This is a genomic window from Flavobacterium erciyesense, from assembly GCF_018069925.1.
Lineage (GTDB): Bacteria > Bacteroidota > Bacteroidia > Flavobacteriales > Flavobacteriaceae > Flavobacterium > Flavobacterium erciyesense.
Genome location: NZ_JAGPXB010000001.1, coordinates 29,081 through 53,583 on the forward strand (window position 1 = coordinate 29,081; position 24,503 = coordinate 53,583).

Annotated in this window: 21 protein-coding genes; 4 read left to right on the plus strand and 17 right to left on the minus strand. The window is 36.0% G+C overall.

What is annotated here, in order from left to right; translation table 11 throughout:
* Positions 1 to 273: 273 nt before the first annotated feature.
* The 13 genes from ftsZ to mraZ all read right to left on the minus strand — a co-directional run bounded on the left by ftsZ (position 274) and on the right by mraZ (position 16,011).
* Positions 274 to 2,214, minus strand: coding sequence for a cell division protein FtsZ (gene ftsZ, locus KBJ98_RS00150; RefSeq protein WP_210787766.1), 1,941 nt, complete (start codon positions 2,212 to 2,214; stop codon positions 274 to 276).
* 50 nt (positions 2,215 to 2,264) lie between these two features.
* The gene (ftsA, locus tag KBJ98_RS00155; protein WP_210787767.1) at positions 2,265 to 3,638 is read right to left on the minus strand and encodes a cell division protein FtsA; all 1,374 of its coding nucleotides are present in this window, start codon (positions 3,636 to 3,638) and stop codon (positions 2,265 to 2,267) included.
* A 6-nt stretch (positions 3,639 to 3,644) separates the two neighbouring features.
* Positions 3,645 to 4,367, minus strand: coding sequence for a cell division protein FtsQ/DivIB (locus KBJ98_RS00160; RefSeq protein ID WP_210787768.1), 723 nt, complete (start codon positions 4,365 to 4,367; stop codon positions 3,645 to 3,647).
* Positions 4,354 to 5,703, minus strand: coding sequence for a UDP-N-acetylmuramate--L-alanine ligase (murC, locus tag KBJ98_RS00165; RefSeq protein ID WP_210787769.1), 1,350 nt, complete (start codon positions 5,701 to 5,703; stop codon positions 4,354 to 4,356). Before murC ends, KBJ98_RS00160 begins: the two co-directional genes overlap by 14 nt.
* Before the next feature lie 65 nt (positions 5,704 to 5,768).
* Positions 5,769 to 6,863, minus strand: a complete 1,095-nt coding sequence (gene murG, locus KBJ98_RS00170) for an undecaprenyldiphospho-muramoylpentapeptide beta-N-acetylglucosaminyltransferase (RefSeq protein ID WP_210787770.1) — start codon at positions 6,861 to 6,863, stop codon at positions 5,769 to 5,771.
* A 28-nt stretch (positions 6,864 to 6,891) separates the two neighbouring features.
* Entirely contained in the window at positions 6,892 to 8,178 is a 1,287-nt protein-coding gene (locus tag KBJ98_RS00175) for an FtsW/RodA/SpoVE family cell cycle protein (RefSeq protein ID WP_210788196.1), read from the minus strand.
* Positions 8,179 to 8,216: 38 nt separating this feature from the next.
* Positions 8,217 to 9,548: a UDP-N-acetylmuramoyl-L-alanine--D-glutamate ligase gene (gene murD, locus KBJ98_RS00180; RefSeq protein WP_210787771.1), complete on the minus strand. Its 1,332-nt coding sequence runs from the start codon at positions 9,546 to 9,548 to the stop codon at positions 8,217 to 8,219.
* 1 nt (position 9,549) lies between these two features.
* Positions 9,550 to 10,779, minus strand: a complete 1,230-nt coding sequence (mraY, locus tag KBJ98_RS00185; RefSeq protein ID WP_210787772.1) for a phospho-N-acetylmuramoyl-pentapeptide-transferase — start codon at positions 10,777 to 10,779, stop codon at positions 9,550 to 9,552.
* Positions 10,780 to 10,841: 62 nt separating this feature from the next.
* On the minus strand, positions 10,842 to 12,305 hold the full coding sequence (locus KBJ98_RS00190; protein WP_210787773.1) for a UDP-N-acetylmuramoyl-L-alanyl-D-glutamate--2,6-diaminopimelate ligase: 1,464 nt from the start codon (positions 12,303 to 12,305) through the stop codon (positions 10,842 to 10,844).
* Complete coding sequence (locus KBJ98_RS00195; protein WP_210787774.1) at positions 12,302 to 14,305, minus strand: penicillin-binding protein; 2,004 nt, start codon at positions 14,303 to 14,305, stop codon at positions 12,302 to 12,304. Before KBJ98_RS00195 ends, KBJ98_RS00190 begins: the two co-directional genes overlap by 4 nt.
* Positions 14,296 to 14,643, minus strand: coding sequence for an FtsL-like putative cell division protein (locus tag KBJ98_RS00200; protein ID WP_210787775.1), 348 nt, complete (start codon positions 14,641 to 14,643; stop codon positions 14,296 to 14,298). Before KBJ98_RS00200 ends, KBJ98_RS00195 begins: the two co-directional genes overlap by 10 nt.
* A gap of 11 nt (positions 14,644 to 14,654) precedes the next feature.
* Positions 14,655 to 15,563: a 16S rRNA (cytosine(1402)-N(4))-methyltransferase RsmH gene (rsmH, locus tag KBJ98_RS00205; RefSeq protein WP_210787776.1), complete on the minus strand. Its 909-nt coding sequence runs from the start codon at positions 15,561 to 15,563 to the stop codon at positions 14,655 to 14,657.
* Positions 15,538 to 16,011, minus strand: a complete 474-nt coding sequence (mraZ, locus tag KBJ98_RS00210; RefSeq protein ID WP_210787777.1) for a division/cell wall cluster transcriptional repressor MraZ — start codon at positions 16,009 to 16,011, stop codon at positions 15,538 to 15,540. The genes rsmH and mraZ overlap by 26 nt, the downstream gene beginning before the upstream one ends.
* Before the next feature lie 383 nt (positions 16,012 to 16,394).
* On the opposite strand from mraZ, the gene KBJ98_RS00215 reads away from it, so the two are divergent.
* A complete protein-coding gene (locus KBJ98_RS00215) occupies positions 16,395 to 17,168 on the plus strand; it encodes an alpha/beta fold hydrolase (protein ID WP_210787778.1) in 774 nt (257 codons plus the stop codon).
* Between the two features lie 29 nt (positions 17,169 to 17,197).
* On the plus strand, positions 17,198 to 17,818 hold the full coding sequence (gene yihA / locus KBJ98_RS00220; protein ID WP_210787779.1) for a ribosome biogenesis GTP-binding protein YihA/YsxC: 621 nt from the start codon (positions 17,198 to 17,200) through the stop codon (positions 17,816 to 17,818).
* Between the two features lie 59 nt (positions 17,819 to 17,877).
* Here yihA and gldC read toward each other — a convergent pair whose 3' ends face one another.
* Positions 17,878 to 18,219 carry a gliding motility protein GldC gene (gene gldC / locus KBJ98_RS00225; RefSeq protein WP_210787780.1) on the minus strand — a complete coding sequence of 114 codons (342 nt, stop codon included), beginning with the start codon at positions 18,217 to 18,219 and terminating at the stop codon, positions 17,878 to 17,880.
* Complete coding sequence (gene gldB, locus KBJ98_RS00230; protein ID WP_210787781.1) at positions 18,219 to 19,175, minus strand: gliding motility lipoprotein GldB; 957 nt, start codon at positions 19,173 to 19,175, stop codon at positions 18,219 to 18,221. Before gldB ends, gldC begins: the two co-directional genes overlap by 1 nt.
* 99 nt (positions 19,176 to 19,274) lie before the next feature.
* Here gldB and nadE point away from each other — a divergent pair, with 99 nt between their 5' ends.
* Positions 19,275 to 20,072, plus strand: a complete 798-nt coding sequence (nadE, locus tag KBJ98_RS00235; protein ID WP_210787782.1) for an NAD(+) synthase — start codon at positions 19,275 to 19,277, stop codon at positions 20,070 to 20,072.
* Positions 20,073 to 20,169: 97 nt separating this feature from the next.
* Entirely contained in the window at positions 20,170 to 20,799 is a 630-nt protein-coding gene (locus KBJ98_RS00240; RefSeq protein WP_166133304.1) for a response regulator transcription factor, read from the plus strand.
* On the opposite strand, the gene dnaG is transcribed toward KBJ98_RS00240, so the two are convergent.
* Entirely contained in the window at positions 20,796 to 22,784 is a 1,989-nt protein-coding gene (dnaG, locus tag KBJ98_RS00245) for a DNA primase (RefSeq protein ID WP_210787783.1), read from the minus strand. The two genes, KBJ98_RS00240 and dnaG, sit on opposite strands and share 4 nt — an antisense overlap.
* 132 nt (positions 22,785 to 22,916) lie before the next feature.
* The gene (locus tag KBJ98_RS00250) at positions 22,917 to 24,497 is read right to left on the minus strand and encodes a hypothetical protein (protein WP_210787784.1); all 1,581 of its coding nucleotides are present in this window, start codon (positions 24,495 to 24,497) and stop codon (positions 22,917 to 22,919) included.
* Positions 24,498 to 24,503: the final 6 nt, after the last annotated feature.

A 24,503-nucleotide genomic window follows, 5' to 3' on the forward strand; every position in this document is an offset into this window, starting at 1 on the left:
ATGATAAATTTTTGCCCCAGATGAAAGTGAAAAGCCTTTTGAGAGGAAAACACATTTTTTTCTTGGACTTAAAAAGCGACCAAAGGAAGCTATTTTAAGGAGGTAGAAAAAAGTGTTTTGTGCCAAAAGCTTGTAACGACAGCTGGAAATAGGCTCGACAAATTTATAGCATTTTAACCGTAATAGCAACTGCTGTTAATGTCATAGCATCAAAAAAAATAACCCGAAAATAAGTTCTATTTTCGGGTTATTTACATTTGGTATTATTGCGTATTAATCAACGTTATCGTGCAAATACGAGTTGTTTGATCTGAATTGTAAATCGTTGTTACTGTCAGTACTCAATGAAATTCTTGAATTAGCACTGTTCACTTGATTAGTTGAAATATCGATCCCAGAACGCTTGTAGGCTGGTCCTTTATCAAAATCGTCACGATTCGCTACGTTGTTATTGAACTTATAGTTGAATTCTTTTAATTTTTGACGACGCTCATCTGCTTTCATACGCATTGATTCCTCAATAGTCATTTCCATTGGTGAAATTGCTGCGAAATCTACCGGCGCCTCATTTACCGCGCGCTCAACTTGCTTAAGTGTAATATTTAATTCAGCTGGAATTACAGGTTCAACTACTTTAGCAACTGGCTTTGGCATGAACTCTGCTTCTGGCTCCATAAACTCCTCTAAAGAATATTTGATAATGCCGTTATCTGAAAGTTCGGTTACAGGAACGAACTGAACTGCATCATTTACTTTGATTTCTTTTGTTTCGTTGGTTAGTTCCCAAACTACTTTATTTTCTTGCACTGGAGCTGCTGCTTCAGTTTTGAAAAGTGGCAAGTCAAAAGAAAATGCGGTTTGTTCTTGTTTTTCTGGCGCTTTTGGCTGAACTGCTTTTACTTCTGGAATAGCATTGGTTACTACAAAATCGATATCAGTGATTGGAGAAACTATCTCGAAAGTAACATCCAAATTTTTGATAAAGTCAGACATTCCAATTAACTCTTCAGCATTTACCTCCGGAGCTGCAACTACAGGAGCAGGAACGACAACTTCATCTTCCATAAGATCAAAGACAATTCTTTCGTTTGAATTTGAAGATACTGGAGTTTCAATATTGATATCAAAAGTATTTACTGACGTATTGCTCAAATTATGAACACTTCTTTGCTCATCCTCTAGGGTGTGAATAATTTTTTTTGGCTCTGTGTTTACGATATCATTCTGTTGTTCGATATCAAAACCTGTAGCAATAATTGTAACTGCAATAGAATCACCAAGAGCTTCATCCTCACCAACACCCATAATAATATTGGCGTTGTGACCTGCTTCAATTTGAATGTGGTCATTGATCTCGCCAATTTCATCGATAGTAATTTCATTAGTTCCAGAAACGATAAGCAACAATACGTTTTTGGCACCAGTAATTTTATTATCATTCAATAAAGGAGAATCTAAAGCCGCAATAATAGCCTCTTTTGCTCTGTTTTCGCCAGAAGAAACAGCTGATCCCATGATAGCCGTTCCGCTGTTATATAACACAGTTTTAGCATCACGTAAATCGATGTTTTGTGTGTAGTGGTGCGTAATTACCTCTGCAATACCTCTTGAGGCTGTAGCTAAAACTTCATCCGCTTTTGAAAATCCTGCTTTGAAACCAAGATTACCATAAACTTCTCTTAACTTATTATTGTTGATAACAATCAAAGAATCAACCTGCTTACGCAATTTTTCGATACCAATTAACGCTTGTTCCTGACGTACTTTACCTTCAAATAAGAAAGGCAAAGTCACAATACCTACAGTAAGAATATCTCTTTCTTTAGCTAATTGTGCAATTACAGGAGCAGCACCAGTACCTGTACCTCCACCCATACCAGCGGTGATAAAAACCATTTTGGTATTTACATCTAACATTTTCTCTATCTCAGAGATACTTTCGATGGCTGATTGTTGTCCTACATCTGGATTTGCGCCTGCTCCCAAACCTTCAGTTAAGTGTACACCTAATTGAATTTTGTTTGGAACAGCACTATTATGCAACGCTTGAGAATCAGTATTACAAACGATAAAATCTACCCCTTTGATTCCTTGTCTAAACATGTGGTTTATAGCGTTACTACCGCCGCCACCGACCCCTATAACTTTTATTACATTTGATTGATTTTTAGGTAAATCAAATGAAATACTTCCAAATTCTGTGTTGCTTGGCATAATTTTGGGTTTTTGATATTTATTATTAATTCTTATTCTTTGCTGACTTCTTATTCTACGTTGTCTAAAAATTCTTTGATTTTTTCTACATAACGATCAAAGAAGTTTTTTTGTATTCCTTTTACTGTCGAAGGTGCCTTCACTGCTTCTGGCTCTATCTGCACTTCTTCTTCTGGTTCATAAACAACAGTTGGTGTTTCTTGAACTCTTTTTACAACTTCTTTTGGTTGTTCTATTTGACCTTTTCGAACAGCACTTTGAGAATTATTCTCGATACTCTTCATTACCAAACCTACTGCTGTCGCGTATAAAGGGCTTGAAATTTCTTCATCTGAATTACCTGCCAAATGCTCATTAGGATAACCAATACGCGTATCCATACCGGTAATGTACTCCACTAATTGTTTGATGTGCTTAAGCTGCGCACCACCTCCAGTTAATACAATACCTGCAATTAATTTTTTGCGAGGATCTTCGTGTCCGTATGCTTTTACTTCTGTAAAAACTTGATCAATGATTTCTACAACTCGTGCGTGAATAATTTTAGACAGATTTTTCAAAGAAATCTCTTTCGGCTCTCTACCTCTTAAACCAGGAATTGAAACAATCTCGTTGTCTTTGTTTTCACCTGGCCAAGCAGAACCAAATTTTACTTTAAGCAATTCAGCTTGTTTTTCAATGATTGAACAACCTTCCTTGATGTCATCTGTTATTACATTTCCACCGAAAGGAATTACAGCTGTGTGACGAATGATTCCATCTTTAAAAATAGCCAAATCAGTAGTTCCACCACCAATATCAATCAAGGCAACACCTGCTTCTTTTTCTTCTTGACTCAAAACTGCATCTGCTGAAGCCAAAGGTTCCAAAGTAAGTCCTGACAAATCAATACCAGAACTTTGAATGCAACGTCCTACGTTTCTGATAGAAGCAGCTTGCCCTACCACAACATGAAAACTCGCCTCTAAGCGTCCGCCGTACATCCCGATAGGTTCTTTTATTTCAGATTGACCATCAATTTTAAATTCTTGTGGTAAAACATGAATAATCTCCTCTCCCGGCAACATCGCAAGTTTGTTGACTTGGTCAATTAAAAACTGTATGTCATTTCCGCCAATAACCTCCTCTGGATTATTTCTACTGATATAATCTGTATGCTGTATACTACGAATGTGTTGACCGGCTATCCCAACAACAACATCCTTAATTTTAAAACCTGAATCTATCTCCGCCTCCTGAATTGCCTGCTGTATAGATTGAATAGTTTGGGTAATATTATTTACCACACCTCGGGCTACACCAAGACTTTTGGATTTACCTAATCCTAAAATTTCGAGTTTCCCGTACTCATTCTTTTTACCTATCATGGCAACAATTTTAGTTGTCCCAATATCTAGACCTACTGCAATGTTCTCTTTTTCCATTCTCTATTATTTAGTGCAAACTACTTGATCCGTAAATCGGAGGTCAATTTTTTTATATTTATACAACGAACTATCTAAAACTGCTTTTTGAAAAAAAGCTTTATAGTTTTTAAATTTCACTGCCGCATTTTTTAAATTACCAAAATCGATGCGGTAATCAAAATTCCTATTGTACATTTTTAGGCTACTGTTCGGCATTATCTCGACTCCAATAATATTTTTTTTCAAAAAATCATCTTCGTAAATCAACCGAAACAAACTCACCAATTCTTCATTATTTACTGACCCAATTACTCCAGAAACAAGCGGAACTCTTGCAGTAAAATTGGTTGACAAAGGCATTGTACCACCTTCGTAATCAATATAAAAAGACCTTTCATTGGCAAAAACTCTTGCTATTGGGGTCTTTTGCTTTACTACTGCTTTAAGCACGCCATCAATAGTCACAAAAACATCTGATTCTTTAATCATTTTTTGTGAATTGATAGTTTGCTCCAACTCCCTCAAATCTAAAGTAAGTTTTTCAATACTTTTTACATCCCTATTTTTTTCTATTAACAATTTATTAACCGATTCTTGTTTAACATACGGGTCTAATTGCTCAACAAAAATAACTTCTGTAGCTCTTAATTTTCTTTTTTCATTTCGTTTTGAAGTGAATGAAAAAAGAAAAATAACTAGTCCAAACATCAGGACTAATCGGGTATTTGTCCAGTTAAAGCGTTTCATTGATAGCCATTTTAATTTGCGGAACCATCTCTCCTATATCACCTGCACCAATGGTCACAATCACCGTTGCATCGCTAGCTAAAACAGCAGGAATAATCTCTGATTTTGTTACTAACTTTTTGTGCTCATTAGACACCATTTCTAACAACCAACTTGAGGTAATTCCTTCAATTGGTAGCTCTCTTGCTGGATAAATATCAATCAACAAGATTTCATCAAAAGCTGAAAGACTTTTTGCAAAATCAGCTGCAAAATCTCGCGTTCTACTAAAAAGATGCGGTTGAAATACTGCAAGTACTTTTTGCCCTGGATACAATTCTCTTACGGCTTGATGCACGGCATTAATTTCAGTAGGATGGTGGGCATAGTCGTCTATATAAACCTTTTCATCACTTTTAATCTGGTACGAAAATCTTCTTTTAATCCCTTGAAAAGAAGCAATGCCTTTTGCAATGGCCTCGGTTGGGGTGCCGAATAAATTAGCCATTGCAATCGCCATTAATGCATTCATTAAATTGTGTTTTCCTGGCAATCCAAAATGAAGATCTTTGATGATTTCAGTAGGTGTCTGTACATCAAAAACATAACTTCCGTTGCCAATTCGTACATTATACGCACGATAAGGTGCATCCGTATTAATTGAGCAAACCACCCCATCAATTGGTAACTCGCTTGTTATGAATAACTTATTTTTATCTTCTACTTTAGAAGCAAATTCTTTAAACGACGCTTCAATTGCATCGCTCGTACCATAGATATCCAAATGATCTGCATCCATAGAGGTGATACATGCTATATTTGGATGCAAATGTAAAAATGAACGATCGAATTCGTCGGCCTCTACAACAGTGACCGTTTTTCCGTTTCCGATTAAATTTGAATTATAATTTTCTACAATGCCGCCAATAAAAGCGGTAACATCAGCGCCACTTTGATGTAAGATGTGACCTAAAATTCCAGAAGTAGTTGTTTTACCATGTGTACCCGCAACGGCAAAGCAAAAAGTATCTTTAGTTATAATTCCGAGTACCTCGGCTCTTTTTTTAATCACAAAATTGTTTTGCAGAAAGAAATTCCATTGTGAGTGCGAAACTGGAACAGCCGGTGTCACTACTACCAATGTACTTTCAACAGAAAAATGAGATGGAATAAGAGCTACGTTATCTTCAAAATGAATAGCAATACCTGACGCTATCAACTCATTAGTCAATACCGATGGCGTTTTATCATAACCCGCTACTTGTTTTCCCAAGGTTTTAAAATAGCGCGCCAGATTACTCATACCAATACCACCAATACCGATAAAATAAACGTTATGTATTTGCTCTAGATTCATTTTTATTTTCTGTTTAAAATTTTATTCTAACGAAGTCTCACTGTTTTATACTGAACTTATTTTCCTTAATCCCGAATCAGTTTTACAATTTCGTCAACAATATCTTTAGTCGCATTAGGCTTAGCCAAGGCTTTCATATTTACACTTAAACTTTTTTGCAACTTTTCATCGTGCAAAATATCGTTGAAAAGTGATTGAAATTTTACTTCTAAATCGCTTTCTTTCAATAAAAGTGCTCCCTTTTGATCCACAATTGCTTGTGCGTTTTTAGTTTGATGATCTTCGGCAACATTTGGTGATGGAATAAAAATAGTTGGCTTGGCTACCAAACATAATTCAGACACAGAAGAAGCACCAGCACGTGAAATCACGAAATCAGCAGCTGCATAAATTAAATCCATTCTATCAATAAATGCTACCACTTGAACGCCAGGTTTACTGCTCAAATGCTCGTATTCTGATTTATAAAAATTGCCACATTGCCAAAAAACTTGAACACCTGAAGCAATCAAAAAATCCAACTCTTTTTCGATCAATTGGTTGATTCTTCGCGAACCAAGACTTCCACCTAAAACCAAAAGCGTTTTTTTGGAAGCATCTAAGTTAAAATAAGCAATCCCTTCCGTTCTTTTTGATTCAATATCTAATAGATCTTGACGAACAGGATTTCCTGTTACAATAATTTTATCTTTTGGAAAGAAACGCTCCAAATTGTTGTAAGCCACACATATTTTGCGTGCTTTTTTACTCAATATTTTGTTTGTAATTCCAGGAAAGGAATTCTGCTCTTGAATTACAGTAGGAATTCCCGCCGATCCTGCCATTTGCAATAGCGGACCACTCGCAAAACCTCCCGTACCGATAACTACATCTGGTTGAAACTTTTTAATAATAGCTTTTGAACGCCATAAACTTGACATTACTTTTAGTGGAAATACAGCATTATCAAATGTGAGCTTTCGTTGTAAACCAGCAATCCATAAACCCTCGATAGCATATCCTGCTTGAGGTACTTTTTGCATTTCCATTTTATCTTGGGCACCAACAAAAAGAAAAGAAGCGTCAGGAAAACGCGACTTTAATTCATTTGCAATAGCGATTGCCGGATAGATATGTCCACCGGTTCCGCCTCCACTCAATATGAATTTATAGTTTTTCATTTTTGTATGCTTAAATATCTACTGTACTTTATTTATTGTAAACTGCCTTCAAAGGGTTTGAGCCTTTTTCTTCAATTGAGTAAGAAGGCTCCGCATTGTTTTCAGCTGCTATCGTCTCATCAATTAAACGCTGTAAAACTTCGTCACGCTTGGCCGCTTCTTTCTGTTCTTCGGCGATTTCTTCTTCTTTTTTCGTCACACTTAAAATAATACCAAGTGCAATACAAGTCATCCAAATAGAAGTTCCTCCACTACTAATTAATGGCAAAGTTTGTCCTGTAACTGGTAATAACTCAACCGCAACAGCCATATTGATCATTGCTTGAAATATCATCGGAAATCCTAAACCAATAACCACTAATTTCCCAAACATGGTAGGCGCTTTATGAGATGCTACTACGAAACGAATAAGCAAAAACATATAAATAATCAAAACTCCAATTCCACCCACAAGGCCATATTCCTCTACGATTATGGCGAAAATAAAATCGGAGGAAGACTGCGGTAAAAAGTTTTTTTGGACACTTTTACCAGGACCCAAACCGTAAATTTTGCCAGAGGCTATTGCAATTTTTGCTTTTTCTATTTGGTAATCATCTTCATCTGGTTTGTCGCTTGTAAAACTTTCTATTCGGCTGATCCAAGTATCTACACGATTAGGAAAAGCATTAGGAAAAGCTTTAGCAACTAAAACAAAAAATACTAAAGCTACAATACCTGATCCAACTATAAATCCGATATACTTTAAAGGATATTTACCAATAAAAACTAACATAATTACCATTGAAAAAATCAGGGCAGTTGTTGAAAAATTCGATGGTAAAATAAACATTAGAGTGATGAAAACAGGCAACCACAATTCCTTACATGATTGTACAAAATCTATCGGAGTTTCTCTAGTTTTAGAAAGGTACCTTGCAACATAAATAAACAAAATCAAAGCAGCAAATGCCGATGGTTGAAAGGACAAACCGATAAACGGAATTTGCAACCACCTACTAGCGTTTGCGCCACCAATAACGGTTCCTTTTACCATTGTAATCAACAAAATCACCCATACAAGGGGCAGTAGCAATCTTGATAAAGAACGGAAATATTGGTACGGAATTTTGTGCACATAAAAAATAATGGCAAAACCACAGCAAATGTGAACCAAATGTTTCAGTAAATATCCCAAGGTATTTCCCGTACCATGGCCTAAATAAGCTAAATTACTACTCGCACTAAAAACAGGCATAAACGAAAACAAAGCCAATAAGGCCACAAATGACCATATAACTTTATCTCCTTTTAATTTGTTTACTAGATTTTTAATCATTGCTTGTAGTTTTGAACTTTGGGAATGGATTTTTATTATAAACTTTTAACCGCTTGCTTGAATTGTCTTCCTCTGTCTTCGTAGTTTTCGAACAAATCAAAACTAGCACACGCAGGCGACAACAATACCGTATCACCTTTCTCGGTTAAACGTTGTGACATACGAACTGCATCATTCATGTTCGTAACCTCAATCATCATATCAACTACATTGCCAAAAGCATCGATAATTTTTTTATTATCCACTCCAAGACAAATAATAGCCTTTACTTTTTCACGAACCAAAGACATTAACTCATTATAGTCATTTCCTTTATCTACGCCACCCACAATCCAAACTGTTGGTGTGTTCATGCTGTCTAATGCAAAAAAAGTTGCGTTTACATTCGTCGCTTTTGAATCGTTGATATATTGTACGTTTTGAATTTTAAGCACTTTTTCAAGACGATGCTCTACTCCTTGAAAATCCGAAAGACTTTCTCTAATAGTAGCCTTTCTTATTTGCATTAATCGAGCTACAGAAGTTGCTGCCATTGCGTTTTTCATGTTATGTTTTCCTTCTAATGCAATGTGCTCTGTGTCCATTGTAAATTCGTCTTTAGTAATCTTTACTTCCATTTTGTTATCTTTTATAAAGGCTCCTTCGCTGAAAGTTTGTGTCAATGAGAAAGGAATTAATTTTGCTTTTGTTGTATTGTTTTTTAACCAATTTGTTATCGCCTCATCGTCGGCATCGTAAATCAAATAATCTTCTTCGGTTTGATTCATTGTAATCCTAAACTTGGCTGCTATGTAATTATCATAATTGTATTCATAGCGATCCAAATGATCTGGACTTATATTTGTAATTATGGCAATGTGCGGCTTGAATTTATCTATTCCGTCAAGCTGAAAACTACTTAATTCGAGCACGTAAGAATCGTATTTGTTGTCGGCCACTTGCCAAGCAAAACTTTTACCGATATTACCTCCTAAACCAACATTCAAACCTGCCGATTTTAGCAAGTGATGCGTAAGCATGGTAGTGGTCGTTTTGCCGTTACTACCTGTAATGCCCACAATTGTTGCTTGTGTAAAAGGAGCTGCAAATTCAATCTCTGATATTACAGGAATTCCTTTTGCTAAAAGCTGTTTCACCATAGGCGATCGATCAGGAATACCTGGACTTTTCATCACTACATCGGCGTTTAAAATTAAATCTGCCGTATGTTTTTCTTCTTCCCAAGCAATGCCATTAATTAAAAGAACTTCTTTGTAATTGTTTTTGATTTTCCCAAAGTCGGATACAAAAACATCGTATCCCTTACTTTTTCCAAGAATGGCGGTACCTACACCGCTTTCGCCTCCTCCTAAAACTACTAGCCTCATACTATCTCAATTTTAAAGTAACGATAGACAAAATGGCTAACATGATGGCTACAATCCAAAAGCGAGTTACAATTTTGCTTTCGTGGTAACCTTTCTTTTGATAGTGATGGTGCAAAGGCGACATTAGAAAAATTCTTCGTCCTTCGCCAAAACGTTTTTTGGTATATTTAAAGTAGCTTACTTGCAGCACTACAGAAAAGTTTTCGACTAGAAAAATTCCGCACAACAAAGGAATCAACATTTCTTTACGCACTGCAATTGCTAGTACAGCGATAATTCCTCCAATAGTTAAACTTCCTGTATCGCCCATAAAAACCGATGCCGGATAAGAGTTGTACCATAAAAAACCAATTAACGACCCAACAAATGCGGCTATAAATACGGTCATTTCACCCGAATTCGGGATGTACATAATATTGAGGTAGTTCGAAAAGATAATATTTCCAGAAACAAAAGTAAAAATACCGAGTGCCAACACACTTATTGCCGATGTTCCTGCGGCCAGACCATCAATACCATCCGTCAAATTAGCTCCATTAGAAACCGCTGTGATAATAAAAATAACAACAGGAATAAATATCAACCAAGCCCATTTTTCATAACCATCACCCGTCCAAGCTAAAACCTCAGCATAATCAAATTCGTTATTTTTAAAAAACGGAATTGTAGTAGCTGTCGACTTTTCTTCGATAGGAGCTGGAGTTATTACTGTGCTATTTGGCGCTTTAAAAATATCCGATGTTGAAGTATCAGTACGAACTGTAACTCCCGCATGAAAGTACAAAACGGTACCCACGATTAGTCCTAATCCTACTTGACCTATTACTTTAAAAATTCCTTTTAAACCTTGTTTGTCTTTTTTAAAGATTTTGATATAATCGTCAATAAAACCAATAGTTCCCATCCATAAAGTGGTAACAATCAACAAAACGATGTAAATATTATGCAGTTTAGCAAACAAAAGAACCGGCAACAATGTGGCAAAAATAATTATCAATCCACCCATGGTTGGTGTACCTGCTTTTTCATTTTGTCCCGCTAACCCAAGTTCACGAACTGTTTCGCCTACTTGCTGTCTTTGTAAAAAACGAATAATTCTTTTCCCGTAAATGGTAGACAATAATAACGAAAGCATTAAAGCTAAGGCAGAACGGAAGGTAATGTACTGAAAAACTCCTGTGCCCGGCACATCCATTACTTTGTCTAAATATTCGAATAAGTAGTATAGCATAATTCGTTGTTTATTTTATGATTCAGTTTTTTTTACGATGAAAAGCAAACTTGAACTTGATTTTATTTTTCTAATAATTGTAATAACTCTTTTACCGTTTCCATATCATCAAAATGATGACGAATACCGTTTACTTCTTGATACGACTCATGCCCTTTTCCAGCAATTAAAATGATATCGTTGGACTGCGCCAATTGACAAGCGGTTTTTATCGCTTGGCGTCTGTCAGTAATGGAGACCATTTTTTTGAAATCTTGCGCAGGCACTCCTTCTTCCATCTCTTTGATAATGATTTCTGGATCCTCGTTACGCGGATTATCAGCCGTAAAAATGGCTTTGTCACTCCAAGTAGTTGCCAAAGCTGCCATAATAGGTCTCTTAGCTTTGTCTCTATTTCCTCCACAGCCCACTACAGTAATCAATTGCTCATTTTTGGTACGGATATCGGTTATGGTTTTCAAAACATTCTCGAGAGCATCGGGTGTATGGGCATAATCCACAATAGCCGTAATATTCTCTTTCGAAACGATGAACTGAAAGCGACCTGAAACACTTTCTAAATTTGATAACAACCTTAAAACCTCAAGGCTTTCTAAGCCTAATTCTACTGCAGCACCATAAATTGCTAATAAATTATAAGCGTTAAAGGTTCCTATTAACTTTACCCAAACTTCATTTCCATTTATCTTAAGCAGTAAACCCGCTAGTTGATTCTCTAAAATTTGCGCTCTATAATCAGCATAAGATTTTAATGCATACGTACATTTTTTTGCTGCCGTATTTTGCATCATCACCATTCCGTTTTTGTCATCGGCATTCACGAGTGCAAAACTACTTTTTGACAAACCATCAAAAAATGCTTTCTTGACGTCTCTATATTCAGCAAACGTTGCGTGATAATCCAAATGATCGTGCGACAAATTGGTGAAAATCCCACCTACAAACTGCAAAGATTCGGTTCTTTTCTGATGAATACCGTGCGAGCTTACTTCCATAAAACAGTAGGTTACACCAGCATCAACCATTTCACGTAAGTAACGATTAATCGTCAACGAATCCGGAGTAGTATGCGTTGCCTTGTATTCTACATCATCAACTAAAATTTTAACGGTAGACAGCAAACCAACTTTAAAACCCGCTTTTTTAAACAATTGATATAGTAAAGAAGCAATAGTCGTTTTACCATTTGTACCAGTAATTCCAACCAATTTCAATTCACTTGATGGATTTTGGTAATAATTTGCCGCCATAAAAGCTAGAGCAGCGTTCGCATCAGCCACACGGATATAAGTCACATTCGACTCCAAAACAGTTGGTAACTGCTCACAAATAATAGCTACTGCACCTTGCGAAACGGCAGTGCTAATAAAATCATGCCCATCAGAAATTGTTCCTTTGATAGCCACAAAAACATCATTTGCTCCAATATTTCGGGAATCAAAATCAATTTTATTGATAGTTACAGTAGTTGCTCCTTGAATAGATTCAATGGCTACTTTATGTAATATGTCTTGCAATACTTTCATGATAATTCTAATAATACCGTTGCGTTTTTCACCAATGCATCTCCTGCTTGCAACGATTGTTTTTTCACTTTACCTACGCCAATCACCTTAACTTTAAGTCCAAGATTGCCTACTAATGCTACAGCGTCCATGCCTGACATCCCTTTGAGGTTTGGCATAACATTGGCTTTCTTTTGCACTTTTGAATAAAAAGAAGCGTAATGTGTTTCTTGTTTTTTGATTTTACGATCAATATTTCTTATTGCGTTTGTTGATGGCGCATCCGTAAATATCTTTTGTGCAATACGTTTAAAAACAGGTCCGGCGACATCTGCTCCATAAAAATTATTCAGTGCTGTGTTAGGCTTGTGCACTACTACGATACAAGAGTATTTTGGACTTTCAGCTGGAAAATATCCCACGAACGAAGAAGCATAATACATTCCTGTTCGACCTGCTTTACCGTAATTAACCTGAGCTGTCCCGGTTTTTCCTGCCATCGAAAATTCTTTCGAATACAATTTTTCTCCTGTTCCTTTTTTTACCACATTGGCCAAAACTGCTTTCAGTTTTACAATGGTTTCCTTCGAGCAAATTCTCGGGTTAAGGACCTCTTTATCGTATTTTTTAATGGTTTTATTCCATTCTTTAATTTCAGAAACAAACTGTGGCTTCACCATTTCTCCATCATTAGCAACAGCATTATAAAAAGCTAAAGTTTGCATCGGTGTAATGTGTACGCCATACCCAAAAGCCATCCACGGCAAAGAAACTCTTGACCAATTTTTATCGGTAGGTTGCGGCACGTACGGAATTCCCTCTCCTTTGATAGAAAGCCCTAATGTTTTATTTAAACCAAAATTATTAAGGTGATTTACAAACTGTGACGGATTGTCTTTGTATGCATTGTAAACCGCTTGAACTAAAACCGTATTTGAAGAAACCTCAAAACCACGCCCTAATGAAATTTTACCATAACCACCTTTATGGGAGTCACGAACTTTGCGACCAAAATAAGTAACCTCTCCACCTTTGCTATCAAAAACAGTACTCGTATCGGCTTTTTTATCCTCAAAAAGCGCCATCAAATCAGCTAGCTTGTAGGTAGAACCTGGTTCGTGAGATTCGGCAACAGCATAATTAGTTGTTTCATAATAAGTTCCGTCATTTGCGCGTCCTAAGTTTGAAATCGCTTTTACGTGACCTGTTTTTGTTTCCATCACTACTACTGATCCGTGATCTGCCTCATAGGCTTCCAATTGTTTTAGCAAAGCATGATGCGCAATATCTTGTATGTACACATCAATTGTCGAAATCACATCGTATCCGTCCTGAGGATCCACTTCGTTTACATCACGAATTGGTTTCCATTGACCTTTGGCAATTTTTTGCTTTAAAATTTTGCCATCTTTTCCGTTTAAATAGTCTCTAAAAGCCCATTCAATTCCTTTACCATCGACGGAAACGCCATTTGCAGTGCGCTCGTAACCTACAGTTCTTTCGGCTATTTTCCCAATTGGATGCTCACGAACCGTTTCTTGCTCTACGATAATTCCGCCTTTGTAAGCTCCTAAATTAAAAAGTGGGAAACCTTTAATTTTAAAATATTGCGTGTAACTTAATTTTCGACCAATTAAAAAATACCTGTTTTTGTTGGCTCTCGCTTTTCGCAATTCATTCTCGTAGAAATAAGCGGTTTTACCCAGAACAGTAACTAGCGAGTCTGATAATGACTTTACGTTTTTCTCAAATACCTCGCTTTTTGGTGCCAAAGCATCAAAACGAATCTCATAATTAGGTATAGATGTTGCCAATAAACTACCATCTGCCGAGTAGATATTGCCTTTGTTGGCTGGAATTACAAAATTCCTCACCGTTCTTTCTTTAGCAAGCTGACGATAATATGCTCCTTCGACCCACTGAATGTTGGTCAACTTTACCACAATAGCAATGGCCATCAAAAAGATGAAGCCTGCTACCAGGTAAACTCGGTAGGAAATATTTTTATCGTCTACTGCCATATTTTTTGAAAAAAGTTTTTCTCTTCTTTTTTAACTATTTTTATTTTTATTGGAGGAACTGTTGCTGGAAAAATTTGTTTCTCCTCCATTTTTTTCGACACTGTTGATTCCATTTTTAATTTCATTAACTCTGAACGACGATCTACAAATTCTGATCGCAACTCCTTGACTTCATTAGTTAATGCTACAATTTTAAAAACCTTTTGCTCGTAACGCTGCGTATTGGCAATCATGATTATTGCCAGTATTATTATAAAGACAATGAATCTCCAGTTTTTGAACGCATCATCATTAACTAGAAATCGGGCTTTTAAAATATTGTACACTCCGTTTTTCATCAGTAATGCCTTTATTTTTTTTCTGCTATGCGCAGTTTTGCACTTCTTGCTCTATTATTCTCTTTAATTTGGTCGTTGTTGGGAACAATTAACTTGCCTACATTTTTAAAAGGAACAGAAAAATTGCCAAAGAAATCACGTTCTGGCTCTCCGTCAAAAAGTCCGTTTTTCATAAATCGCTTTACCAATCGATCCTCAAGTGAGTGATACGATATAATACTTAATCGGCCTTCGGGACTTAATATTTCTAATGACTGCTCTAAAAATTCTTTCAAAACATCCATTTCCTGATTTACCTCAATACGAATAGCTTGATAGATTTGCGCCAAAATTTTATTTTTTACACGGTCTGGTAAAAAACGAGCTAAAACTTCTTTTAATTCGTCGGTAGTTTTTATCGGATATCGCTCGCGTTCCTCAACAATAGTTCTGGCGAGAGCAGGCGCATTTTTCAATTCCCCGTAATCCAAAAACACTCTTTTTAATTCAGCCTCTTCATATTCATTTACAACCTTATAAGCGTTTAGATCGTTTTTTTGACTCATGCGCATGTCTAGACCTGCATCAAATCGAGTGGAAAAACCGCGTTCTGGCACATCAAACTGATGTGAAGAAACTCCAAGGTCGCCCAAAATTCCATCTACACTTTTAACACCATAAAACCTCAAAAAGCGCTTGATAAATCTGAAATTCTCATTTATTAAGGTAAAGCGATCGTCATTTAAGGCATTAGCCAACGCATCTTCATCTTGGTCAAAGGCAAACAATTTACCATTTGGACCTAATCTTTTTAATATTTCTTTGGAGTGACCACCGCCACCAAAAGTTACATCTACATAAACTCCATCAGGTTTTATATTCAAACCATCAACTGATTCGTGAAGCAAAACTGGATTATGATATTCCATTGTCGTCGTCATTTAAATTCCCCATTACTTCTTCGGCTAGATCAGCAAAATCCATATCTTCACCACTTATAGATTTTTCGTATAAATCTTTATCCCAAATCTCTACAATGTTCACTGCAGAGGAGAACACTACATCTTTTGAAATACTTGCAAAAGAAACCAAATCCTTTGGCACCAAAACTCTTCCTAAAGCATCAATCTCAATCACTTTTACACCTGCTGTAAAACGACGAATGAAATCGTTGTTCTTTTTAACAAATCGATTCAACTTGTTAATTTTTGCCATCATTGCATCCCATTCTTGCATCGGATACAACTCTAAACAAGGCTGAAACACCGATCGCTTCAAAACAAATCCGTTTTGAAGAGAAGAGGCCAACTGCTTTTTGAGAGGCGCTGGCATGAGCAGCCTTCCTTTAGCATCGACTTTACATTCGTATGTTCCGACAATTGTGTTCAAACAAAAAGTGTTTATTGATATAGAGCAAAAATATAAAAAATATTACCACTATTTACCACTTAATACCACTTTGTTAATAAGTTTAACCACTTTCGTCTCATTGTCGGTAGTTTATAGACTATCAATACATTAGCATTCGAAAAAGGAAAATGTAGGAAACCTAACGTTAGATTAAACATTCCAAAAACGCAACGGCTATTTCATCGGTATTGAGGAAGAATTAATCGCTAAAAAGAGACCTTCCAATACAGTTTTTGGCATTAAAAAATAGGTGTTTCACTCAAGGTTTAAAGATAATTTTAGAATTAAAAAACACCCGAAAAATTCATTTTTGTTTATTAAATCCTATATTTGTCGAAATTGAAAATAGGCATTCAAAAAAAATGGAAAAACATTATAAAAAAGAAGGTAAATACAGCTATTATGAAGCAGGTGAAGGAACTCCCATTGTCATTTTACATGGCTTGATGGGCGGACTAAGCAACTTTGATGCCGTTGCCAATCACTTTTCCTCAAAAGGATACAGAATCATCATCCCTGATTTGCCAATTTATACCCAGAATATTTTAAAAACCAACGTAAAAAGCTTTGCCAAATACGTTAAAGATTTTATTACCTACAAAGGATTAGAACGCGTTATTTTATTAGGTAATTCATTAGGAGGACATATTGCGTTGTACCATACCAAAATGTATCCTGAAAAAGTAGCAGGACTGGTAATCACAGGAAGTTCTGGATTATACGAAAGCGCTATGGGCGACAGTTACCCAAAAAGAGGTGACTACGAATACATCAAGAAAAAAGCCGAAGACGTATTTTACGATCCTAAAGTTGCGACAAAAGAGTTGATTGATGAAGTGTACGAATCAGTAAATGACAGAATCAAATTAATTAAAACTTTGACTATTGCTAAGAGCGCAATTCGTCATAACATGGCCAAAGATTTACCAAAAATGCACGTGCAAACTTGTATTATTTGGGGTAAAAATGATAAAGTTACGCCACCAGATGTTGCTGAAGAATTTAATAAACTATTACCAAACTCTAGTTTGTACTGGATAGATAAATGCGGTCATGCCGCCATGATGGAGCATCCGGAAGAATTCAATAGGCTGTTAGAAGAATGGCTTACGCACACTCATTTAGCAATACATTAATCTCAGCAGCCTCACATTCCCAATTTAATATGAAAATCAATACCGCCGAATTTGTAATTAGTAACTCTGATGTAACAAAGTGCCCGAAGGACTTTTTACCAGAATATGCCTTTATTGGTCGTTCTAACGTGGGGAAATCTTCGTTGATTAACATGATTACCAATCACAAAAAGTTAGCAAAAACTTCAGGTCGACCTGGTAAAACACAATTAATCAATCACTTTTTAATCAACAACAATTGGTTTTTGGTCGATTTACCTGGTTACGGCTACGCCAAAGTATCTAAGAAAACAAAATCTATTTTTCAGGAATTCATCACAGATTATTTTGAAACTAGAGAGCAATTAGTGTGCGCTTTTGTCTTGATTGATATTCGTCACGAAGCACAAACTATTGATATGGAATTCATGTCGTATATGGGAGAAAGTGAAATTCCGTTTTGCATCATTTTTACCAAAGCCGATAAAATTAGTAAGGTGAAAATTGACTCACATATTGCAGCATACAAAAAGAAAATGTTTGCCAACAACTGGGCCGAAATGCCTCAATACTTCGTAACCTCGGCTACAGAAGGCATCGGAAAAGAAGAATTACTCAGTTATATTGACGAAGTAAATCAAGAAGTTTTTAAAAACAATAGTCAGTTTTAAAAACTGATACAAAATAAAAAATCCAAATTCAGTTTTCGAATTTGGATTTTTTTTGGTTTTTATTTTCCGCTTACAAGCTCTAACTTCTCGGCAAAATAATCACAAAAGTCTTTCATGGTGTCAGCCATTTTCTCATCGTTTGTAGCACGTTTAAAAGTATCAGCCATTGCCACTAAAGTTTGATGAAAGAATATTTTCATTTCATCAACAGGCATGTCTTTTGTCCATAAATCAATACGCATGCTTTCTTTCGCCTTACTATCCCATATAGACAACATGATGGCTTTGGTATCTTCTTGCTCTACGCCACCATCAGCAGCAGACCAAGTTAATTTTTCAGGTACTCTATTTTCATCAAGTTCAATTTGAAACTTAATTTCGGAGGTGTTGGTATTAGCCATTATTTTTTAGGTTTGTATTTTGATTGAACAAATATTTCTTTAGCGTTGGTTTTTAATAATTCTGACAAAGGTGCTTCGCTGTTTTTCGCGTAAGCTCGTACAATTTGCCATCCAATCCAGGCACCAACTTGACCTGGTGAATCGTTATCAATTTCAAGATAAAATTTAGAAAAAGGCGCCGGATTAATAAATCGTGGCGCTAATTTTTGGTCTGTGCTATAGAGCATTTCTTTTTCAAGAAAGTAACGCCAGATGTAGCTTTCATTCTCTTCACACCATTTTATTTGTTCTGGAGTATATCCCATCTTATCAGCATCTGAGTAATCAGGCAATAACAAATCTTTCATATAAAGTTGTTTCCCTTGATAAATCATCTGACTTATAAAATCTTTTTCGAGTGGAAGTTGCATTTTGCTATTAGCAAAACTAGTAACTACATCTGGTGCAATTTGTTTGGATTCGAAATTTTGTTTTATATACTTCGGAAACTGATAAAACTTATGTCCTTTCCCCAAATACAATTCTAGTGAAACAATGACCAAACTGTCTGCATAAATAGCCTTACTGTTATAATCCATTTCAGCAATGATGGTTACTAACTTTGGCGTTTTTACCTCTGGAAAATAATATTTTGCATGTTTAAAAACTTCGGTCAACTCTTGCTTTACAGAATCGATATTGCTGTATTTTTTTTGTACTTCGGTGTACAATTCACGCCACAACGGGTTTTGCATTTTTTCTATCCAAACCGCATCAGGAGTTCCTTGTGGAAAAAAGTAAGGGTAACGCTTTTTTATTTTTTGAAGATCTTCTGGTTTTGTTTCAAAAAACAATTGATCAAAACGTTCCACTTTCATTTCGACAGGGATTGCTTCAACTTCTTTCTCAACCTTAGATTTCTTATCACAAGATGCAATAAAGAAACAAAAGACTACAAGAAACAGGTATTTTTTCATATTAATTTTTTAAATTTGTTAGTAAGGAATCCTGAAAAAGGAGAGCATTACAAATTGCTTTTGCAAATATACATTCCTGCTTTTTAAAACGTAATTATTATGACTAAAAAAAGAACCATCAACGTAGAGAATGTAAACGAGCAAATTGTTAATTGGTTAAAAACGTATGCCCAAAATGCGAAAGTAAATGGATTTGTTGTTGGTATTTCAGGAGGCGTTGATTCGGCCGTAACCTCTACTTTGTGCGCACAAACAGGTTTACAGGTTTTATGTGTTGAAATGCCTATTCACCAAGCAGCAAGTCACGTATCCCGTGCACAAGAACATATTGAACAGTTGAAAGCGCGATTCCCAAATGTGAATAGCGATCGCGTAGATTTGACACCTGTTTTTGAGACTTTTAAAAGTGCAGTACCAACAAGTTCTGATACTGCCAAACTGAACTTGAGCTTAGCTAATACTCGTGCTCGATTACGAATGACGACCTTATACTATCTCGCGGGTATTCACGGATTGCTAGTTGCTGGAACTGGAAATAAGGTTGAAGATTTTGGCGTAGGTTTCTATACCAAATACGGAGATGGCGGTGTTGATTTGAGTCCGATTGCTGATTTAATGAAATCAGAGGTGTATGCTTTGGGTACTTATTTAAAAATTCCAAATTCAATTTTGACCGCAGCACCTACAGACGGACTATTTGGGGATGACCGCACAGACGAAGACCAACTTGGTGCAACCTACGATGAACTTGAATGGGCGATGTTAGCATCAGAAGCAGGACAAAAAGCTTCTGATTTTGAAGGAAGGCAGCGTATTGTTTTTGAAATTTACACCCGTTTGAACACTGCAAATCGTCATAAAATGGACCCAATTCCGGTGTGTTTTCTTAAAATTTAATTAAAAAAAAATATTTTCTGTTGATTTACAAATATTTACAGAATTTATTTATTAATTTTACAGCTCCAATTACAAACAATTCTAAAAAATTTTTATTATGATTAAAGTATGTATCGCCGACAATTTCCCTGTTGTGCATTTTGGAGTAAAATCTTACTTTAAAGATAATGCTGACATCTCAATTGCTGCTAACGTAGGTAATTTTATGATGGTAAGGGATATTCTTCAGACGAAGGAAATTGATGTATTAGTTTTAGATTTAGAGCTAGAAGGTCTTTCTAGTATTTTTGAAGTGAAAGCACTCTTAAAAAACTTTCCAAAAACTAAAATTATTATCTACAGTGGACTTTCTGAACAAATCTACGCACCAAATGCGATTAAGGCCGGGGTTTCTGGTTTTGTGCACAAGTCTGAAAAGTTAGAAACTCTAGGTATTTCTATTGTTAAAGTACAACAAGGAAAAATCATTATGAACGAAACCGTTAAGAAAAACTTAGCCCTAATTGCTAAGCAAAGTAAGAGCGAGCGTTTGTACAGAAAACTTTCTAACAGAGAAGTTGAAGTTTTACGTTATTTAAGCGGAGGCAAAAAAAACCACGAAATTGCCGAAATCTTGAACTTAAACGAAAAAACTATCAGTACTTACAAATTGCGTTTGTTAACTAAACTGAACGTAACCAACTTAGTTGATTTAGTTGACAAAGCTAAAAAGTTAGAGATCGTTTAGTAATAGCGAGACATTACTCTACCTAATTTTTTCGAAAAAGAATGGATTAAAATATTATAATCCATCACAAGAGATAAAGACTCCGTATTGTCTGAACCTGGTTCAGATGATAGGGAGTTTTTTAATTCTTCTATGAGACTGCCTACTAAATACCATCTCAAAGTTAAAATAGTCTCTGAAACTTCTTGTGCAATTGTTTCAGTTTTTGATTTCGGAAAAATATTTTGCCCTACCCAATTGTGCAAGACCAATTGCTCATCTTCCATCAAGATATCAGTTACCTCTTGTGCAAAATCAGCATGCAACTGCATCAAGTACTGCTCAATGGTAAAACTTTCATTTTGGTGATAATACGCAATTAAATCATTGTAAATTCCTCTAAAAAGCGGATTTGCCAATTCGACCTCATCTTCTTGCAAACTCAAATAAATACGCTGATACACTTTATACAGCTTGCGCTCTGTCACGATTACAATTTCGCCTTCTTCATTTGCTCTATGAAAAGCATCTTCAAACTCTTCCTCATGATTGCCATAGAGCAATAATATTTCAATTATTTTACGCTCCAATCGATATAGTACATCTACTTTTTCAGTAGCAATTGGATTATCGTTTTTAACAACTTCAAAAGCTTTTGGAGCTCCACCTTCAGCTTGTTTTTGCTTTTTACCAATTTCAGCAATATCTTTTTGCATGAGCTGAGCGAGTGTACTTTGCAATACTTGCTCAGAGATATCCATGATTCGGGAACATTCCTGAATGTAAATTTCACGCTGAATGCGATCCGGAATTTTTGAGATACTACCAACCATATCTCTAATCAAATCCGCTTTTTTGATTGGATCATTTTTGGCCTCATTCATCAAAAGAGAGGCTTTGAACTGGATAAAATCTTTGGCGTTATCCTCTAAATAACGAACTAACTCATCATAAGGTGTTTTTTTGGCAAAACTATCTGGATCCTCACCATCAGGAAAAGCACATACTTTTACGTTCATTCCTTCTTCCAAGATCAAATCAATTCCGCGAACAGAAGCGCGCAAACCAGCAGCATCCCCATCAAATAACACCGTCACGTTTTTAGTCAAACGGTTAATCAATCGAATTTGATCTGGCGTTAATGCCGTACCGGAGGAAGCAACTACGTTCTCAATTCCGGCTTGATTGAACTGAATCACATCTGTATATCCTTCAACTAGGTAACAATTATTTAATTTAGCAATCGATTGTTTGGCTTGAAAAATCCCGTACAACACTTTACTCTTATGGTAAATCTCACTTTCGGGAGAGTTCAAGTATTTGGCAGCTTTTTTATCGTTGGTTAAAATTCGACCTCCAAAACCTAGAACACGACCAGACATGCTTTCAATAGGAAACATCACACGCCCTTTGAAACGGTCAAAAGGTTTATCCTCACGAGGAATGGTCAAACCTGTTGCTTCTAAAAATTCTAATTTATATCCTTTTCCGAGTGCTTCTTTGGTAAAGGCATCCCAAGATTCTGGCGAATAACCTAAACTGAATTTTTTGATGGTTTCATTGGTAAAACCACGCTCTTTAAAATAAGAAAGGCCAATGGCTTTGCCTTCCTCGGAATTTAAAAGTGTATTATGAAAATAGGTTTTTGCAAATTCTGATACCAAATACATGCTTTCGCGCGTATCGGTAATTGCTTTTTCTTGATCTGTTTGCTCTGATTCTTCAATTTCAATATTGTACTTTTTCGCTAAATATCGAATGGCTTCTGGATAGGTAAAATGGGAATGTTCCATCAAAAATGCAACCGAGTTCCCTCCTTTTCCGGAACTAAAATCTTTCCAAATTCCTTTGGCTGGCGAAACCATAAACGAAGGAGAACGCTCTTCGGAGAACGGACTTAATCCTTTAAAATTACTTCCTGCTCTTTTGAGATTTACAAAATCGCCAATAACCTCCTCTACACGAGCAGTTTCGAAAACGGTATCAATAGTAGCCTTTGAAATCAAGTTGAAAAAATATTTAGGTATTGAAAAATGTAAAATTACACAAATCAAATTGGATTATGCATAGTCTAAAAAAACAAAAAAGCACTTCTTTACAAAGTGCTTTTCAAATTATGAAACTAACTAAAACAATTTCTAATTAAAATCAAAACGCAATCCTAACGATACATTATTTTGTTTCACGGCATTGTTTCTAAACAACGGATTTAAATCGTATTTCAAATACAAACTCGTTGCTTTGTGACCCACGTAGGCGCTCAAACCATAAATAAAATTTGAAGTATTGAAATCGCCTTTGGTTACCGTTCTCTCTTTGTAACCGGCCTCATCGTAATTGATGTATTGCTTTGATTTTAAGTTAGTACCAACATATCCTCCTAGACCAAGGCGGAAACTGTCATGCGTTTTAAAATAAGTTTTCCCATCTCGTTGTGAAGTTTTGGTAAAATCGAATTCTAAATGAACTGGGATAACTAGGTTTACGTTTCTAAAACGTGAATCATCATGAGTGTTAGGATTTACAACTAAATCAGTTTGTTGTCCGTTATCTACAAAAATTCTATTATCCGTAGGTCTTAGGTTATTGTACATCAATGACAAACCGTATTTGGCATGCAACAAGTTATTGTTTTGCAACAAACGCGTATTGTAACTCAATCCCCACTCATAAAAATGAGATCTTACATATTTGAAATCTGAGTTGGCGACTTTTCCGTCTGTAACAACATTATTAACCCCAGTAGCAAAAACAAATTGTGAAGTTGTTTTTTTAGATTGACGTGCCTCTTTGTCCTCTTGTCCGTTGTATACCTTCATTGATGTGAGATTAATTTCGGTTTGTGAACCAATTGGACTTGAGTTAGTACCCATTACAATTGTTCTGCCGCCAGATCTGTATTCCTTAGCATCTTCTACTTTACCGTCTACTTTATCCTGCACCAGTTTGTTTAGTTTAGCTTGTTCTACGGCTACTTTTGACTCGATATTATTTGCATGAAGCGTTGCTTTTTGCATTTTCAACTCATTAGCTTTCTCTTTTGTGATTGATCCTTTTGCAAGATCAGCATCAATACCTTCAATGGCTTCTTTTAGCGCTTTTTTCTCTGTACTTGTAATGCCTTTAATTTCATTACTTATGGCTTTGGCTCTCGTTTCAAATGGAAGAGAAACATTGTTTCTGCCTTTAGTTTGACCTGTTTCGGCTGTTGTATCATCAACAACAGTTATTACTAAATTTTTAAACCATACCTGACCTGTTTCATTCAACAATACTCCGTAAGATATGGCTGTAGCCTCTTCAGGAACAAACAAAACTACTTCGTAGTTGGCCCAATCTTTCGAACCTCTAATTGGTCGTCTTTGCATGTTATCAAAAGCTAACACGGCAGCATTGTAATAATCAACACGCATCCATAAACCAGCCCATGATTTTACATTTTCTGTTTTTACAGTGGCCGTCATTTTAATTGTTTTTCCTGCGTATGGAGATGGCGCTACCGATTTCATGATGGTTCCAAAACCATATATTTTTGATTGATTGGATTTAATTTGAAACACATTGGAATCATTTGCATCTGGCCCCATAACATAACTATCCGGTTTTGAACCTCGATAATGCCAATCGGTACTGTTTTTAATGGCTTCTACTCCTTGTGCGTTCATTTTATTGAAAACTGAAAGCAACAACATCGCTGTAATTAAAATAATTTTTTGCATGATTTT